Origin of the sequence: Pontibacter ramchanderi (assembly GCF_002846395.1) — a bacterium.
GTDB lineage: Bacteria > Bacteroidota > Bacteroidia > Cytophagales > Hymenobacteraceae > Pontibacter > Pontibacter ramchanderi.
On sequence record NZ_PJMU01000003.1, the window covers coordinates 578798 to 594778 of the forward strand.

The following is a 15981-nucleotide window of genomic DNA, read 5'->3' on the forward strand; positions in this document are numbered from 1 at the left end:
TAGGAAGCGTTAGATTACTTTAATAATTGATAGAGCACCCAAGCGGATGAAACAATACCAGCTGCGAAGCCCCAGTTACGGCGAATGAAGCTCGTACCTGTCACTTTAGCCTTATCTGGCTCTACATAAACAATATCATTTTGCTGCAGGTAGAAATAAGGGGAAGTTAGTGCTTCTTTGCTGTTCAGGTTCAGGCGTGCCATGCTTCGCTGCCCATCCTGCTCCCGAATTACCAGCACGTTATGCATCTTGCCATAAATGGAGATTCCACCTGCCATAGCCAGTCCCTCCAGAATGTTTACCTCTTCGTTATCAGCTGGCACAGTCACTACGGTCGGTCCTGTCTCCCCCATCATGGTGAAACGAAAGTTTTGCAGTCTTACCTTCACAATAGGGTCCTGCACATAATCACGTATTTTCAACAATAGGGTATCCCGCACTTGCTCTGTTGTTAAGCCCTGTACGAGCAGATTGCCGAGCACCGGGAAATCGACAGTTCCTTTTGTATCTACCAGATACCCTTCATTCTGGTTCCCTTGCTGACGCATCATCTGTCCGCCTCCGCCAGCTCCTTCTTCCATTACAATACCCCGGTTAAAGAGCATGTTGGTTTCCATATTAGGTGTCAGCACTTCGATCGCCAGAAGATCCCCCGGCTTAATTGTCAGGCGTTTCATCTCAACCTGTTCCGTAATAAGCGGCTTCTGTTCAAGATCACTGAAATAGACAATATTACGGGTGCGGAGTGAACTGCAGGAGGCGAAGCAGAGAAGACTCAGAAAGAGTGCCAGTTTAATTTTCATACAGGGTAAAAACAAATTTGCTTGGGCTCTCGCCTTCTAAACAAAGTTTAAGCGTCTAAAGGCAAGCACACAAGTCTGCCAGAAAGCAAAATTACGGAAAATGTTTTTGAAAACAGATTTTTAGGAATTATAAAAGCTCTCAGACTATTATAGTTCTATATAAGTATTCTAAAGTTTTCTTACTTCGTTTGTATGTGGTTATTAATACCTAATTCACTTAAATCATTTTTTAATAGATAACTAAATTTTAAAGCACCAATTGGATTTAAATGATTAGCATCTAAAAAATCTTCAAAAGTATTCAAAATCAACTCTTCTCGATTATTGTAGTCAATCAATAATACGCCCTTTTCATGCAGCAATATTTGTAGATTATTGATAAACGCTTCATAATTGCTTATATTATTTTTAAATTCCTTTGTCAATGGGGGGACTATCAAAATGAGTCTAACGTTACTTTCATTACATAATTCGACTACTTTATTAAGGTATGTCTTCTGCAAATCGTTTATTGCAATACTATGACTCTTTAAGTTTTTTAACTGTTTTTCAGTAAGCTCATTTTTTAATTTATTAGTCTCTATATAGCCTCCAGGGATATAGTAATCATTTGTAGGTTTTACCTCTATTACTTCAGAAAGTGGAGTATGAAAACGTGATATGTATATAGATAATAAACTATTAGCTGTTTCAAAATTTAATTTTTTATTAACCATCTCTAGCATATTATCTGTCAACTCGTGATTAGAGACTATTTCAATGGATGCACCCATTCCATCACTGTCCATTCCTTCTAAATAAACATCCATAACTATTGTTTTAGGTCGAATACGATCTAGATGTTCCTTTAGGAGATAGTAAGTATTATAAGGTGTTTGTCCAGATGTTCCTAAGTTAAATGTAGAGATGTTACTTTTTTCGAAAACTCGTGTATCAACTCCTCTATACATATGAGAAGAACCAATGAAGAGAATATCAATATTCTTTATTGTCTGAAGTTCTTGTAACCTCGAATAAGTATAGTACCCTCTTCCTGTAGTGTTTCTTGCATTCGGCAACCATCTATTAAAACCCAGTAATGTATATAGAAATAATACTATGGCATATAATGCTATACTTAAAGCAATTACTCCAACAATTTTTATTACAAACCTCTTCATTTAAAATTGAAAATATATAAATTCAGTATTGGAGAAATTACCATATAGTATTATTGTTATAATCAAAAAACTATAGAGTGATAGCCTTAGTAAAGATGGATAACTTACTATCAAAGATTTAATTCTGTATCTTTCTTGAATACTATCAATAATAATTAATACAGCTATAAATAATAATGCCAGAACGAAAACTTCTTTTGCTTTGCCTAATAGTATGTAATACTTGAAAGCAACACTACTAGATGTTATAGTGCTTAATGATTCAGTAAAGCCCATAAAAATATTTGTAGTAATATACCAAGCGTCGCCGATGGTATTGGCTCTGAAGAAAACCCATGCCAAGCATACTAGCACAAAAGTGCTACCTATCTGAATGAAACTATAAAGACTACCCCATTTTTTTAACCCTATCTGAGAGGCTAAGTTGTCCCGTTTCCTTTTTGTCACTTCCCCGAAAACCTGGTAAAAGCCATGCAGAGCACCCCATACCAGAAAGGTCCAGTTAGCCCCATGCCAGAAACCGCTCACCAGGAAAACTATAAATATGTTATAGTACCAACGCCACTTCACCACCCGGTTACCACCAAGCGGGATGTAGAGGTAATCCCTGAACCAGGTTGATAGGGAGATGTGCCAGCGGCCCCAGAACTCCTTGATCGACTTGGAAAAATAGGGCCTGCGGAAGTTCTCCATCAGGTTAAAGCCCATCACCCGAGCCGCCCCGATGGCCATGTCGGAGTAGCCCGAAAAGTCGCAATAGATCTGGAAGGCAAAAAAGACGGTAGCAATGATCAGCGGAATGCCCTCATAGTTGGTGGGGTTGTTGTACACCTGATTAACCATTATAGCCAGGCGGTCAGCCACCACCACTTTCTTGAACAGGCCCCAGGCCATGAGACGGAGGCCGCTCGTTACGCGGTCGTAGTCGAAATCGTGCTTCTGCTTGAGCTGCCCCAGCAGGTTGCCCGCACGCTCGATCGGGCCCGCCACCAGTTGCGGAAAGAAGGTCACGAAGAGCGCAAAAATACCCAGATGTTTTTCAGCCTTGATGCGACCATAATACACATCGATGGAGTAGCTCATCGTCTGGAAGGTGTAGAAGGAAATGCCCATGGGCAGCAGCAGCTCAAAGGCGGGCGCCGCGTAGCTCACTCCTAACAGATTAGCCAGATCAGAGGCTGCACCGTTGAAGAAGTTGTAGTACTTGAAGGTGAAGAGAATGCCAAGGTTGGAAACAAGGCTCAGCCACAGCCAGGGCTTGCGTCTTGCCCGCTCCTCTTCTGAGTAGCGGTCCATCATGCGCCCGCAGGTATAGTCGATCAGGGTAGAGATAACCAGGATGATGGCATAGTCTACACGCCAGAACATGTAAAAGGTGTAGCTGGCAATAAGCAGCAGCAGCCAACGGAAACGATAGGGAAGCAGGAAGTAGAGCCCCACCACGGTCGGGAAGAAGACCAGGAACTCGAAGGAGTTGAATAGCATAAGTTCGTTTGATCAACGCATTGTTCAATCTGCAAATTTGCGTATTTAGATCAGATTCAGGAAGTAAAATGCAAAATATCTAGTGAAGCTAAGTATATGGTTAAAATTTAAAGTGGCCTATTATTCTTATCTTGCAACTTATTGATAGAACACGACCATACCATGAAAACGATAAACCCGAAAGAAACCAAAACGGCTGAAGTACATGCTTTATTGCTTGGAGCCATTGCGCCTCGGCCAATTGCCTTTGCCAGCACGGTGGATGAGGAGGGAAACGTGAACCTGAGTCCTTTCAGCTTTTTCAATGTGTTCAGCGCCAAGCCGCCGATCGTGGTCTTCTCTCCTGCCCGCCGCGTGCGCGACAATACCAGCAAGCATACCCTGGAAAATGTGATGACAACCAAAGAGGTGGTGATCAACATCGGCAACTACGACATCGTAGAGCAGATGTCGCTGGCCAGCACGGAATACGATAAAGGGATTAACGAGTTCATTAAATCAGGCTTGACGCCGGAGCCTTCGGTGATGGTACGCGCACCCCGCGTGAAGGAAGCGCCCTTTGCCATGGAGTGCCGGGTGAACGAGGTGATCAGCCTGGGGCCGGAAGGCGGCGCGGGCAACCTGGTGATCTGTGAGGTGCTGCTGATCCATGTGAATGAAAATATCCTGAACGAGGAAGGCAAGATAGACCCCTACAAACTCGACGCCGTGGCGCGTATGGGTGGCGACTACTACCTGCGGGCAAACGGTGATTGCATTTTCGAGTTGCCCAAGCCGGTGCGCAACAAAGGGGTTGGTGTTGATCAATTACCAGAACACATCCGCCACAGCAGCATATTGACCGGCAACCACCTGGCCCGCCTGGGCAATACAGAAGTGATACCTACTCAGGAGGAAGTGGAGGCTTTTAAAGCTGACCCGCTGGTAAGCTATACCCTTAACAAATACGGCCACGACAAGGCGCAACTTCGCAGCGAGTTGGAAAAGCTAGGAAAGCAATTGCTGGATGACCACCAGGTGTTGGAGGCGTGGAAGGTGCTTTTATTAATGAGTGAGTGAGTGGTTGAGTGAATGAGTGATTAGTTTTCGTGCACGATTGTCATCCCCCTACCCCCTTCGAAGGGGGACTTTTCGCACCCTGCTCTTGATTTGTTATGCAGATCATCGGTAGCTGCGGGAAACTATCCCCTTGAGGGGATTATAGGGGTGTATTTTTGATGCTGCAAAGCTGTTAGTTTAGACAGTATACAGTTTTCTCACTCCTATAAACACCCCTCTTGCTCCCCTCAAGGGGAGAATTAGCCAGAATGAAACAGCCCTACTTTTGAAGGGGGCTGAGGGATGACGCACTATAGAAGAAATTTACCCATTTACGATTCGGACAGGTCGCGACCTGTCCCTACAGGCCTTCTATCGAATTAACCTCTATCTCTTCCAGCACCACCTCTGAAACTTTTTCCATTTTACCGGCTTCGAAGGCTTGGTCATAAGCTTCCAGCGGGGTGGTTTCGTCTTTTAAGGTGTAGTTGATGTAGTCCTGAAAACGGATGCCGCCGATGGTGCGGGGATTGATGGCTTCGCGGAAGCGGGTGCCGCCGTCGTTTTCCTGGAAAGAGTAGGCCAGGTAGTCCATGGTATGGCGCTGCTGGTGGAACCAGTAGACATAGACGTCCTGGTAACCTTCACCACCGCCTTCCTGCGCAAAGGTCACCCGCACTTTGTAGTAGGGCTCGCCCTTGATGGTCGTTTCGCCCAGGTATTCTTTGCGTACTGCTTCGTCGTTGAGGGCATAAGGCAGCAGCGCAAAGTAGATCACGGAGTTAACGGAAGCCGTGAAAGCCTTTTGCCTCTCCTCGGGCAGGTCCACTTCTACATCATTGACGGTGCGTGTGAAACCACTGTTACGCCACACATCCCTTACCTGTTGGCCAGTGGAGTCTGTAAAGGTGCGACTATACACAAACACGCCACCATCGCGCAAGGCATGGTACTGCCTATCCCTAAATTTAAAGCTGATCGCACTTTTCAAGAAGCGATCTCCGCCATGCGCCTCAATGGCCTGGTCTACAATCTGCTGCGCATCCGTCTGCTTTTCGGTTTGGCAGGAAGTGATGGTGATCAGGAGGAGGAAGAATAAGGTATAGAGTGCTTTGTGTGGCATGGCGTGTCGGATTTTAGATGCAGGGCAAGTTAATCATTTTCCAACTATCTGCAGGGACCGATAGCGACCTGTCCGAATCGTACATTAGTAATTTGTCCGAATCTTTATATAGGGCCCCTACCCCAAGGATTTACAGGATTTTAAGATTTTCAGGATTCCTGTGAAAGAGCAATCAATATTAAAAATCCTGTGAATCCTGATTCAGACAATAAATAAAAAAGCCCTCCCCTGTTATTAAGGGAGGGCTTAGGAAGGGATTACCTACTCGGGGGAGGTAATTATTTTGTTGCTTTGATGTCGAGGCTCACTGTGAAGTTATCGTCGATTACCTTGTCGCCCAGGTCGTCGAAGAAGCTCTTCGAACCGTAGCGCACGTCATACTTAGCGCGGTCAACGATCACATCGGCTTTCGCTGTAGCAGTACCGTTCTCAACATTGATTGTGGCTGGGAAAGTAACCGGGTTTGTTTTGCCCTTGATGGTCAGGTCGCCTGAAACGTTGTAGTTTGGCTGACCGGCAGCAGCGTCGGCAATCGGGCTGATGCTGTTGATTTTGAAGTTTGCAGTTGGGTGCTGCTCTACGCCAAAGAAATCGTCAGACTTCAGGTGACCAACCAGGTCGCTGTTATATTTAGCATCCTCGATGTCGGTATTAGTGATAGAGGCCATGTCGATGGTAAACTCGCCACCTACTACCTGGTCGTCTGCTACCAGCAGTTCGCCGCCTTGCAGGCTGATGTTGCCAGAGTGCTCACCGCCTACTTTTTTACCGTTCCAGGTCAGCTGGCTGGCAGCCGGATCAAGCGCATAAGCCTCACCTTCTGTCGATACAGTCGTCTCAGTTGTTACGGCAGTTGTGTTCTCTGTGGCAGTGTTGCTGTCGGTGCAGGCAGTAAACAAAAATGCTGCAGCCATAGAAGCAAGGATCGCTGTCTTTTTCATGTAATTCTGATTTAGATAATGATAGTTTTCTGAATTTGATTTGCAAATTTAATGTATATACATTTATTGTACAAACATAGTTCAATTATTTTTGAAAGAATCTACTGAATTGCTGCTTTGATTTTAAATTTTCAGGTTTTTTCTTTTTGCCTGGATTTTGTACAGCGAGATCATTTAGAAGATCTGATAAAAGGTGCAGGTTAGTTTGACTTTAAAGTTGACTGTATACTTATGCTTGTTTCGGAGATTGTCATTTATTGTTTGAACGTGGACCTTTTTTTAAATGCTGGGTCCAGTCAGCCTTACATCTCCCTGACTTTTGAATAGAGCCCTTACTTTATGTAGGAAATCTGTAGTGGCTAAATGTCGGTTATAGGAGTTTTAGTTACAGCTCAAGGTAGTCCTACAGATTGAACACACCCCTACCCCTCTCTAGAGGGGAATCTCTGCAGCTGCTATTCGACAGGACTAGGCGTTGTAGTTAAAGCATGTGATACCTATGCTCGATAGACATCCCCCTGCCCCCTTCAAAGGGGGAGTCTGTAATTGCCACTCCAAGGTATAGGTGTTGTAGATTTTACGTCAGCACGTGACCGCTGGCACGCATTGAAAGACATCCTTGCCCCTCCAACTATGAAATAAATAGCTTTTGCCAGGTGCACTAAACGACACGCCACTGTTGGGGGTGAAGGGGTCCCCCTGTCAAGAGCGGTAAGCGAGTGGGGGTAGGGGCCCTCGATTTGGAGGGTCTTGACTTTTTTGCCTTCTTTGGGGGTAGGGGCCCTCGATTTGTGTCAAGACAAAAAGGAAGTGCCCGCCGCACAGGCGAAGCTATAAAACAAAAAAGATTGAGGTATAGAAAAGCAGTAGCTACGCTAGTTATAGGTAAAAGTAAAGGTATAGCTATGCGGCCAGAGGCCCCACGATACCCGTCTCGAGCGTGGACGCTCGCACCAAAATTGATTACTATTAAATTAATCCTAACAAAAAAGCCCTCCCCTGCTTAGGGAAGGGCTTCATAAAGCCGTTTCAGCTATACCTTAGCTATTTGTCTGCTTTGCCTTCACGTTAAAACTCACAGTAAACTCATCGTAGATCGCCTTATCGCCCAGGTTCTCAAAGAAATTGCTGGAGCGGTAGCGGATATCGAATTTGGTGCGGTCTACTGTTACGTCGGCTTTGGCAGTGGCTACACCGTCTTTTACCGTGATAGTAGCCGGGAAACTAACCGGGTTGGTGATGCCTTTGATCGTCAGGTTGCCTTTTACGTTGTGGTTTGGCTGACCAGCGGCAGCTTTTGCTATGGGAGTAACCTCCGTGATCACGAAGGTGGCGCTTGGGTGCTTGTCTACGCTGAAGAAGTCATCAGACTTGAGGTGGCCCACCAACTTACCGTTAGAGCCTGCATCTTTAATATCTTCTACCGTGAGCGAGCTCATGTCGATCTCAAAAGTACCACCTGTCACACGATTTTTGTCTACCTGCAGCTGACCGCTCTTCAGGGAAATGTTACCGTAGTGCTCGCCAGTCATTTTCTTGGCATTCCATTTTACTTCGCTGGCATTGGTCTCAACAATGTAGGTGCGTCCCTTGGCTGGAGCTGCCACTTCTGTTGCATTCAGTTCAGTGTGTGAAGAGCCGGTGAAGGCAGATAGCATCAGCGCAGCTGCGAGCGATGCCAGAATAGCGGTCTTTTTCATGTGGTTGAATTGTTAATTTCTAATTGTTGCGTGTTGGATGGTTATATTGTTAAATGGTTTAATTGTTAAATTGTTGATTGTTTATTGCTGATTGTTGGAATCTTGGTATTCAGCCTTTCCCCGAAGATTTACAGGTTTTAAGATTTTCAGGCTTCCTCTAGAATAATACTCGCTATTGAAAATCCTGTACACCCTTTAATCCTGATGCAAATAAGCACTCGGGCTCGATCAAGACAGGTTGCGACCTGCCTCTTAGAGTACCATGTCTCACTAACTCCTAAACCCTCAAACTCCTAAACTATCAAACTCCCTCTTACCTTATCCAATAGTTTGCTTAGCTGCAGGGCTTCCTCTTCTGACAGGTTGGTGATACCGGTCCCCTTTCCTCCTTCCAGTTCGTCCATTTGCTTGAGCAGGGCCAGGCCTTTATCCGTGATCAGCACATCCACGGTACGCCTGTCGTTCGGGCACTGCTGACGTGTCACCAGTTCTTTGGCCACCAGCTTGTCGACAATCCTGGAGGCGTTCGACGTTTTATCGAGCATCCGCTCTATGAGCATGCTAACGGTAGCGGGCTTCGGGTATTGTCCGCGCAGGATACGCAAAATATTGTATTGAGGCAAACTTACGCCAAACGGCTTAAACTGCCCGCTTTGCTGCTGCTCAACCCATCCGGCAGTATACACCAGGTTAATGTACGCTTTCTGGTGCGGACTCCTAAACACCGGCTGCTTTATTTCTTCTTCTATGTTCATGTTATGTATTTTCGTTTTAATTATTTATCGCAATAAATAGGTACGGATATACCTGTTTACTGCCCATATTAGAGGGAAGTGTTGCATGATTAACATCCCCCTTCCCCCTTCTTTGTCGAGGGCCCCTACCCCCAAGGGGGAATTCAGGCCATTACTTATCGAGATGATAAGCGCTGTAGTCAGTGTGTTCACACACCACTAGCAGGTATAGCAGCTAACTTGCCCCTTGAGCAATGAAATAAGTAGCTGTGCCAGGTGCACTAAACGACGCTCCACTGTTGGGGGTGAAGGGGTCCCCCTGTCAAGAGCGGTCAGCGAGTGGGGGTAGGGGCCCTCGATTTGGAGGGTCTTGACTTTTTTGCTTCCTTTTTGTGTCAAGACAAAAAAGTAGGTGCCCGCCGCACAGGCGAAGCTATAAAACAAATCAGTTGCTATACCCTAAGCAATAGCTATACGCTACAACCCCACAAATATATGTACATACATTTAATACAACAACATAGTTCAGATTTATACCCAGTTATTTACCGCTTCTGCATCCCCATAGCAGCGATGCACTAAAAATAAGCCCTATCCATAAAAGCACATCTTGATTATAAAAATATTTATTTTAAATATTACACTTTAAAGCTAATTCCGAACCGTATCTTATACCTTATATTTCTCATTTATATGAAAAAAGCACTTAGAATCATCGGCATGCTGCTCGTGGTACTGGTGGGACTTGCGGCTGCAGCAGTCGTGTACCTGCGCTATACCTTCCCGAACGTAGACGCGGCTCCCGTGATCACGATCAAGAAAACGCCGGAACTGATCGAGCGGGGCGCCTATCTGGCCCACCACGTGGCCGTGTGCATCGACTGTCACTCTACCCGCGACTTCTCGCGCTTTGCAGGTCCGGTTATACCTGGCACGGAAGGGAAGGGAGGTGATGTGTTTGATCATTCCATGGGTTTCCCCGGTGTGTTCTATGCCCGTAACATTACCCCAGACAAAGAGACAGGTATAGGGAACTGGACCGACGGTGAGGTATACCGCGCCTTCACTACCGGGGTGAGCCGCAATGGCGATCCGCTCTTTCCGGTGATGCCCTATAAGTCTTACGCCAGCATGACAACCGACGACGCCTACGCCATCATTGCCTACATCCGCTCGCTCGACCCGATCAAACACAAGGTGCCGCAATCAAAACCTGACTTCCCGATGAACCTGATCCTACGGACGATCCCATCAGGCAAGCCGAACCCAACGGATGTGCGCGCACTCGACGATGAACTCGTACGCGGCAAGTACCTGGTCACCATAGCCGCCTGTGCCGAATGCCATACCCCACAGGAGAAAGGCGCACCAATTGAAGGAAAATACCTGGCAGGTGGTTTCGAGTTCAAGTTCCCGAACGGAGCGGTGCTGCGCTCTGCCAACATCACTCCGGACAAGCAGACAGGTATAGGCAGTTGGACCGAAGAAGCTTTTGTGCAGCGCTTTAAAAATTACGAAGCACCCGAGGCAACTGCCACGAAGCTGGCACCGGACGCCTTCAACACCATTATGCCCTGGCCCATGTATGCAGGTATGGAGGAAGCCGACCTGAAGGCTATTTACAAATACCTGATGTCGGTAGAGTCGAGCACGAACAAAGTGGAACGCTATACCCCGCCCACTGCCGTAGCCAGCAAGTAAAGCATAATATACCAGTCATGCGCGTTTGTCCACAGGCTTGTAGTAGCTCAGTGGCAAACGTGCGTTTGTATTGCTATATTTGAGGTACAGCCAGGCACACCACATGAAAAACGAAACCTACACCACTTATATGCCCTCGCCTCTCGGGCAACTCCGCATCAGTGGCACAGACCAAGGTATAACAGAAGTCCGGTTCTGCGAAGAAGAAGTTGCATTGACTGACCTAACGGATGACCTGCCGATATGCCTGGTCGACTGCAAGCAACAGTTAGAAGAGTATTTTTCGGGAAAGCGAAATACTTTCGACCTGAAACTGGCCCCAGCCGGTACGCCTTTCCAAAAGCAGGTATGGCAGGAACTGTTAGGTATAGCACACGGCAAAACTACCAGTTACATGGCTGTGTCCAAGGCAGTTTCAGGTGAGAAAGCCATACGGGCCGTGGGAGCCGCTAACGGTCGAAACCCGATCTGCATCGTAGTGCCCTGCCACCGGGTAATTGGCAGCGATGGAAGCCTGACGGGGTATGCGGGCGGCCTGTGGCGAAAAGAGTGGCTATTGCGACACGAAGGGGCCCTACAGCCCAATCTACAAACCTCACTCTTTTAATAGTTATAATTATAACTAAAATACTGCAACTCAATTGCAATTCTGTAGTATACAATAAAAGCACCCTGTGTTAAGGTGCTTTTACATTGATTATACTATGCCATTGTCTTATCAGAAAGCGAAGCCGCGCCTGCTCGAAGCCCAGTTGAATGTACGGGTGCTCGCTTTTTGCCTGGATACACTCCTGCTGCTTTCCATTATCGGGGTGATCGAGTATTTTACCTTCAGCAGCAACGAGGAAGCCCTGGTTTTTAAGTCGGAGCGCCTGCTGCACCTGCTCATGGGTTGGCTATACTTTGCAGGCACGGAAAGCGCCACCTGGCAAGGGTCCATTGGCAAACATCTGCTGGGGTTGCGTGTGGTGAGCCATACCGGTGAGCGCATCTCATTCCGGTGTGCCAGTCTGCGCTACTTACTCAAGCCGGTCAGTGTTTTTGTGTTGCTGCTGCAGGCATTAGCGGGAGCAAGCCCCACCTCCTATTCCCGCCTGTTCCACGACCGCATCTGCAAAACCAGGGTATTGGCCTAGATCCTAAGCTCCAAATTCAGTCACTTCCACGCTGGCGGTACTATCCGGGCGAACTGTGAGTTTGAACAGGTACCGGTACTGGCTGTCTGCAATCTCTTCGAAAGGCTTTGTTGCACCAAAGGCCTCGATAATCGGCAACAGGGTATTGGAGTGCCCGGCCACCACGACAGTTTGCCCGCGGTGCTCCTGCAGGATGCGGGCTTTCAGACCCTCAAAGTCGTGCCCTTCGTACTGCACCACCTCCAGGTTGCGCTCACTTGCCAACGGATACAGGGTTTGCCCTGTGCGCATGTACTTCGTAGCGTATAGAGCATCAATTTCCTGCCCTTCCAGCAAAGCGCGCAAAGCCTCGGCACGCGCATGGCCTGCTTCCGTCAGTTCCGGATCTTCATTGGAGGCATCGGTTGTGTCCTTTTCCGCATGGCGAACCAGGTATACGGTGGTCACTTCAGTTGCCGTCTCTATCTCTTCTATCTGCTGCTCGGAGGTAGCCGTACCGGAGCAGGCGCTGAAAAAAGCCAGGAAGATAAGTAAGAAGCTGAGTCGGAAGAGGTTTTTCATATGGAGAGGTTAGATGGTTTTGGATGTGGGAAGTTAACAAGTTAAGCGGGATAACAAGCTATGTTTGGAATAGAAGCTGGCAGTGGGGCTGCAATTTTCTTTTTAAATCAGTTTGCAGATGCCGGGTCAAACCACCCCTACCCCTCCTTATCCAAGGAGGGGAGCTGCCTATTTATCTCGAACTTCGTAATGGAGATACAGTTCAGTTTCTTTGATATCATAAGTTTATAATGATGGTGACACATAACCGTAAGTACTTAAAGGAGAACCGAAAGAATCTAAGGAGTCACTTGACACCTGCAGAGGCGGAGTTGTGGAAACACCTTAAAGGAGGAAAGTTAGAAGGTAGAAAATTCAGACGGCAGCATAGCATTGGGAATTACATTATTGACTTCTACTGTCCATCAGAACAATTGGCTATTGAACTTGATGGACAGGTTCACCACAGTGCAGCTGCTACAAATGCAGATGAGATACGGGATGAGTATCTGAATAAGCTTAATATACAAGTGCTCCGCTTCGAGAACAAAGAGGTTTTTGATAATTTAGATGCTGTGCTACAAGAAGTATGCGCTTGCTTTAGTAAGTAAAAAAGCTCCCCTCCTTGGATAAGGAGGGGCAGGGGTGGTTTGACCCGGCTATGAGAAATCTATAGCAATAAACATCCCCCATCCTAATCCCCCCTTACAACTTATTCCCCAGTTCCAAGCCTTCGGCGAGCAATCGTTCGGCCTGGCTGTTTTTACCGTGCTGGTGCAGCAGGTTTACCAGGCTTTGGCGGGCTTCGTAGAGGTAGGGGTTCTCGCGGAGGGCGGCTTCGTAGGCTTTTTGTGCACGTTTCGGTTCTTTCTCTGCTTCCCATACCTTACCTGATGCGAACAGAAAATCGGCTAGTTCAGCTGGTGTGTGCTGCACGGGCTGTTTTTTGAGCTCTTCCTGTGCTTTGTGCGCCTCACCCAGTCCGGCGTATACCCTGGCCAGCAGGGTGGACTCGCTACGGGCGCGTACTTTACCACTGCTGATCGGCTCCAACAACTGACGGGCGGCCTCTTTGTCGCCTAACTGCAACTGCCAGGCGGCCATGCGCACCATGTAGCCCGGGCGGGGCGTTCCGGCTGCTGCAAGAATACGCTGCGCTTCTGCCAGCGTGGCAATGGCCTCGCCATACTTGCCCTGTGTAGCCAGCACCTCGGCATATTGCTGGCGTAGTTCGTACTGCTGCGGTTTGCGGGCCACCAGCGCCGCCAGGGTGCGCTCCGCCTCCTGCGATGGAGCGGCTGTACCACGCAGCCAGCTGGTATAGGCCTGTGCCTCGTCGCGGCGGTCGCGGAGATAGGTCGAGACCGTGGGAGCATCCTGCACATAGCGCTCCCCCACAGCAATGGCATCTGAAATGCGTCCGTACATGGCATACATTTCCCTGAAAGCCTGGTTCATGCGGGCACGGGTCAACAGGTCTTCCTCCAGCAGCAGTGCCTGCTCGTAGCGCGACTGCTGTTCCTGCACGGCACGGCGTGCCGTGAGTTGGTTGGCCCTGCGGCGGGCTTCCAACAATTCCGCTTCGGCGGTATAGATGGGTGCGTATTCCTTGTTTACTTTTTGTGCCCGCTGCAGCCATTGCTGCGCTTCGTCAAAAGCCAGCTGCCGTTGCTTCAGCCCGGCATAAGCCAGCAGAGCGGGTTGGTAATTGGCATCCCAGGTGAGGGCAGAGTCAAGCAGTGCGGCGGCTCTCGGGTAGTTCTGTGCCCGGGTCTCGCGTTCAGCCAGGTTCAGGTATACCTGCGCCCAATTGCTGGCCATGGCCTGTTTGTCGCCGGCCAGGTAGGCCTGCTGCCGTTTTACGAGCTCATCCAGGAAGGTATACAACTCCGGATCCTTTGCCTTGAGGTCGGCGGTGGTGTTGATGGATTTGTGGTTGAGCGGGTGCACTTTCACGGGCTCAAAATAAGCCGGATAGGTCTGGGCCAGGTACTCATGCTCGTTGTTGGCAGAGTAATAGTCGAGCGTGCGGTTTTCCTTCATCGCATTTTGGTACAGGCGGCGCACTTCACGATTTTCGGCATCGGTAAACACCCGCCCATGAAACTGATGCACGTATTCGTGCAGCACCACGTTGCGCTCCAGGTATGAGCCACGCACTACGTACTCAATGGCCGCCGCGCCGCTCCCCACACCCCGTATGTCCATCCATTGGCGGTTGTCGAAGGTGGTGGCCTGCCGGAAGAAGGGCGAATTCATGGCAATGGCCAGGTCGATGTGCAATGGCGGAATCACGAACTTCTCGCCCTGCCGCGACAGGAAAGGGAAGTAGACCGTGCTGGCGTACAGCTGCGACCAGACCATTTTCTTCACCGTTTCACCCGGATAATAGGTCACGTCCGGAAACACCCGGGCAAAGTTTACCGGGTCCTTTATCTCCGTTTGCTGGATTACCTGGGTGAGCGAATCGTATGCGGCCAGGTATACGAGCTGCTTCTGCTTGATGACAGCAGCCAGGGCATTGTGCGCCGGACCGTAGTGCTTCTTTTTACCAAGTATGCGCTGAAAAATCACTTCCGCCGAATCGAGGCGCGGCTGCCTGGGCAGGTCGAAGGCCATGTAGTAGGCAGAGCCGCGCAGCATGTCGGGCAGCACCGAAGTGGGGTAAGCCTGCTGCACTTTGCGGACCTCGGTAAGCGCTTCCTGTAGTTTGTTTTGCGAGATCAGCTGATCGGCGGGTTGCAGGGCCTTGCGCACGGCCTCATCATCGGGCTGGGCATAGTCGGCGTAGGTGAGGTTGGTGTGGCCGTTGCCCCAGTGCCAGTGCGTAACGTAGTGCAGCGGATTTAGCTCAAGGGCCAGCTCCCACTGCGCAGCCATGGCATTGAGTTGGGTGGCATCCACCCGGCGCCAGATGGCGTAGCCGTAATTAAAGCGGGCATCGGCATCAAAAGGGTCGAGTGTCAGGCTCTTGACAAGCGGTTTTTCGGCCTCCTCGGGCTTCTGGTCCCAGAACAGCACATCCGACTCCAGCAGGTAAGCAGCGGCATTGTTAGGGTTCCAGCGCTGCACTTTCAGGGCCTGCGCCAGCGCCTCGTTGTATTTCTTCTGCAGCATCAAAATGCGCCCCACGAGCAAAGCTGCCTCTTCGTCCTTTGGGTTGACACGCAGCAATTTTTGCGCCGTGGCCATCGCCTTCGGCAGTTCCCAGGCTTGTATCTGCAGCTTGCTTTGCAAGAGCAGGGCCAATCTGTTGGCAGGTTCCTGCTGCAACACTTCTTCGACCAGTTTATTTGCTTTGTGGTATTCGTGACGCAGCATGGCCAACCGGGCTTTTGATAAGTTGGCTCCCGGCGAGGCAGGGATTGGTTTGAGCAGAGCATCGGCCTCCTGCCACATGCCCAGGTCGAGCATCCGGTTTACCCGCTCGGGCAGCGGCCGTGCTGTGGACCCGCGCAGCGTACTTCGCTCCTTCTCCAGTCTGGCTTTGATCTCGGCGATCTGGTCGGGTTGCTGGGCGAAGGCAGGAATGGCCAGGTATAACAAGGTATAGCAAACACAGACAGCAAGCAGACGGGACATAGTTTCTGATTTAGAACGGCGGTTAACAACTCTAAATT

14 protein-coding genes are annotated in these 15981 nt (G+C 49.0%); 5 read left to right on the forward strand and 9 right to left on the reverse strand.

Going from position 1 to position 15981, the window contains the following annotated elements:
* Nucleotides 1–14: 14 nt before the first annotated feature.
* The 3 genes from BD749_RS15070 to BD749_RS15080 all read right to left on the reverse strand — a co-directional run bounded on the left by BD749_RS15070 (nt 15) and on the right by BD749_RS15080 (nt 3448).
* A complete protein-coding gene (locus tag BD749_RS15070) occupies nt 15–803 on the reverse strand; it encodes a polysaccharide biosynthesis/export family protein (RefSeq protein WP_101445864.1) in 789 nt (262 codons plus the stop codon).
* A 179-nt stretch (nt 804–982) separates the two neighbouring features.
* Nucleotides 983–1963, reverse strand: coding sequence for a DUF1574 family protein (locus BD749_RS19260; RefSeq protein ID WP_143741270.1), 981 nt, complete (start codon nt 1961–1963; stop codon nt 983–985).
* Nucleotides 1964–3448, reverse strand: coding sequence for an MBOAT family O-acyltransferase (locus BD749_RS15080; RefSeq protein ID WP_101445866.1), 1485 nt, complete (start codon nt 3446–3448; stop codon nt 1964–1966). It lies immediately after the preceding gene.
* A 162-nt stretch (nt 3449–3610) separates the two neighbouring features.
* Here BD749_RS15080 and BD749_RS15085 point away from each other — a divergent pair, with 162 nt between their 5' ends.
* Nucleotides 3611–4507: a flavin reductase family protein gene (locus BD749_RS15085; RefSeq protein ID WP_101445867.1), complete on the forward strand. Its 897-nt coding sequence runs from the start codon at nt 3611–3613 to the stop codon at nt 4505–4507.
* 340 nt (nt 4508–4847) lie between these two features.
* Here BD749_RS15085 and BD749_RS15090 read toward each other — a convergent pair whose 3' ends face one another.
* From BD749_RS15090 to BD749_RS15105, 4 genes are all read right to left on the reverse strand, one after another.
* A complete protein-coding gene (locus tag BD749_RS15090; RefSeq protein ID WP_101445868.1) occupies nt 4848–5609 on the reverse strand; it encodes a DUF6503 family protein in 762 nt (253 codons plus the stop codon).
* Nucleotides 5610–5887: 278 nt separating this feature from the next.
* Nucleotides 5888–6550 (reverse strand): YceI family protein, encoded by a 663-nt coding sequence (locus BD749_RS15095; RefSeq protein ID WP_180336423.1) that lies wholly within the window; start codon nt 6548–6550, stop codon nt 5888–5890.
* 1040 nt (nt 6551–7590) lie between these two features.
* Nucleotides 7591–8250 (reverse strand): YceI family protein, encoded by a 660-nt coding sequence (locus tag BD749_RS15100; RefSeq protein ID WP_101445869.1) that lies wholly within the window; start codon nt 8248–8250, stop codon nt 7591–7593.
* A gap of 293 nt (nt 8251–8543) precedes the next feature.
* Nucleotides 8544–9005, reverse strand: a complete 462-nt coding sequence (locus tag BD749_RS15105; protein ID WP_101445870.1) for a MarR family winged helix-turn-helix transcriptional regulator — start codon at nt 9003–9005, stop codon at nt 8544–8546.
* A gap of 672 nt (nt 9006–9677) precedes the next feature.
* On the opposite strand from BD749_RS15105, the gene BD749_RS15110 reads away from it, so the two are divergent.
* The 3 genes from BD749_RS15110 (at nt 9678) to BD749_RS15120 (ending at nt 11821) form a co-directional block, all read left to right on the forward strand.
* Nucleotides 9678–10685, forward strand: a complete 1008-nt coding sequence (locus tag BD749_RS15110; protein WP_101445871.1) for a c-type cytochrome — start codon at nt 9678–9680, stop codon at nt 10683–10685.
* Between the two features lie 103 nt (nt 10686–10788).
* The gene (locus tag BD749_RS15115) at nt 10789–11292 is read left to right on the forward strand and encodes a methylated-DNA--[protein]-cysteine S-methyltransferase (RefSeq protein WP_101445872.1); all 504 of its coding nucleotides are present in this window, start codon (nt 10789–10791) and stop codon (nt 11290–11292) included.
* A 97-nt stretch (nt 11293–11389) separates the two neighbouring features.
* The gene (locus BD749_RS15120; RefSeq protein WP_101445873.1) at nt 11390–11821 is read left to right on the forward strand and encodes an RDD family protein; all 432 of its coding nucleotides are present in this window, start codon (nt 11390–11392) and stop codon (nt 11819–11821) included.
* A gap of 3 nt (nt 11822–11824) precedes the next feature.
* Here BD749_RS15120 and BD749_RS15125 read toward each other — a convergent pair whose 3' ends face one another.
* Nucleotides 11825–12382, reverse strand: coding sequence for a SixA phosphatase family protein (locus tag BD749_RS15125; protein WP_101445874.1), 558 nt, complete (start codon nt 12380–12382; stop codon nt 11825–11827).
* A 233-nt stretch (nt 12383–12615) separates the two neighbouring features.
* Between BD749_RS15125 and BD749_RS15130 the strand changes: the two genes are divergently transcribed.
* Nucleotides 12616–12972, forward strand: a complete 357-nt coding sequence (locus BD749_RS15130; RefSeq protein ID WP_101445875.1) for an endonuclease domain-containing protein — start codon at nt 12616–12618, stop codon at nt 12970–12972.
* A 94-nt stretch (nt 12973–13066) separates the two neighbouring features.
* Here BD749_RS15130 and BD749_RS15135 read toward each other — a convergent pair whose 3' ends face one another.
* Nucleotides 13067–15943 (reverse strand): tetratricopeptide repeat protein, encoded by a 2877-nt coding sequence (locus BD749_RS15135; protein ID WP_143741271.1) that lies wholly within the window; start codon nt 15941–15943, stop codon nt 13067–13069.
* Nucleotides 15944–15981 lie beyond the last annotated feature (38 nt).

Excerpts from the sequence above, each read along its gene's own strand:
- BD749_RS15070 (WP_101445864.1), bottom strand. The coding sequence starts at position 803 with ATGAAAATTAAACTGGCACTCTTTCTGAGTCTTCTCTGCTTCGCCTCC.
- BD749_RS19260 (WP_143741270.1), bottom strand. The coding sequence starts at position 1,963 with ATGAAGAGGTTTGTAATAAAAATTGTTGGAGTAATTGCTTTAAGTATA.
- BD749_RS15080 (WP_101445866.1), bottom strand. The coding sequence starts at position 3,448 with ATGCTATTCAACTCCTTCGAGTTCCTGGTCTTCTTCCCGACCGTGGTG.
- BD749_RS15085 (WP_101445867.1), top strand. The coding sequence starts at position 3,611 with ATGAAAACGATAAACCCGAAAGAAACCAAAACGGCTGAAGTACATGCT.
- BD749_RS15090 (WP_101445868.1), bottom strand. The coding sequence starts at position 5,609 with ATGCCACACAAAGCACTCTATACCTTATTCTTCCTCCTCCTGATCACC.
- BD749_RS15095 (WP_180336423.1), bottom strand. The coding sequence starts at position 6,550 with ATGAAAAAGACAGCGATCCTTGCTTCTATGGCTGCAGCATTTTTGTTT.
- BD749_RS15100 (WP_101445869.1), bottom strand. The coding sequence starts at position 8,250 with ATGAAAAAGACCGCTATTCTGGCATCGCTCGCAGCTGCGCTGATGCTA.
- BD749_RS15105 (WP_101445870.1), bottom strand. The coding sequence starts at position 9,005 with ATGAACATAGAAGAAGAAATAAAGCAGCCGGTGTTTAGGAGTCCGCAC.
- BD749_RS15110 (WP_101445871.1), top strand. The coding sequence starts at position 9,678 with ATGAAAAAAGCACTTAGAATCATCGGCATGCTGCTCGTGGTACTGGTG.
- BD749_RS15115 (WP_101445872.1), top strand. The coding sequence starts at position 10,789 with ATGAAAAACGAAACCTACACCACTTATATGCCCTCGCCTCTCGGGCAA.
- BD749_RS15120 (WP_101445873.1), top strand. The coding sequence starts at position 11,390 with ATGCCATTGTCTTATCAGAAAGCGAAGCCGCGCCTGCTCGAAGCCCAG.
- BD749_RS15125 (WP_101445874.1), bottom strand. The coding sequence starts at position 12,382 with ATGAAAAACCTCTTCCGACTCAGCTTCTTACTTATCTTCCTGGCTTTT.
- BD749_RS15130 (WP_101445875.1), top strand. The coding sequence starts at position 12,616 with ATGGTGACACATAACCGTAAGTACTTAAAGGAGAACCGAAAGAATCTA.
- BD749_RS15135 (WP_143741271.1), bottom strand. The coding sequence starts at position 15,943 with ATGTCCCGTCTGCTTGCTGTCTGTGTTTGCTATACCTTGTTATACCTG.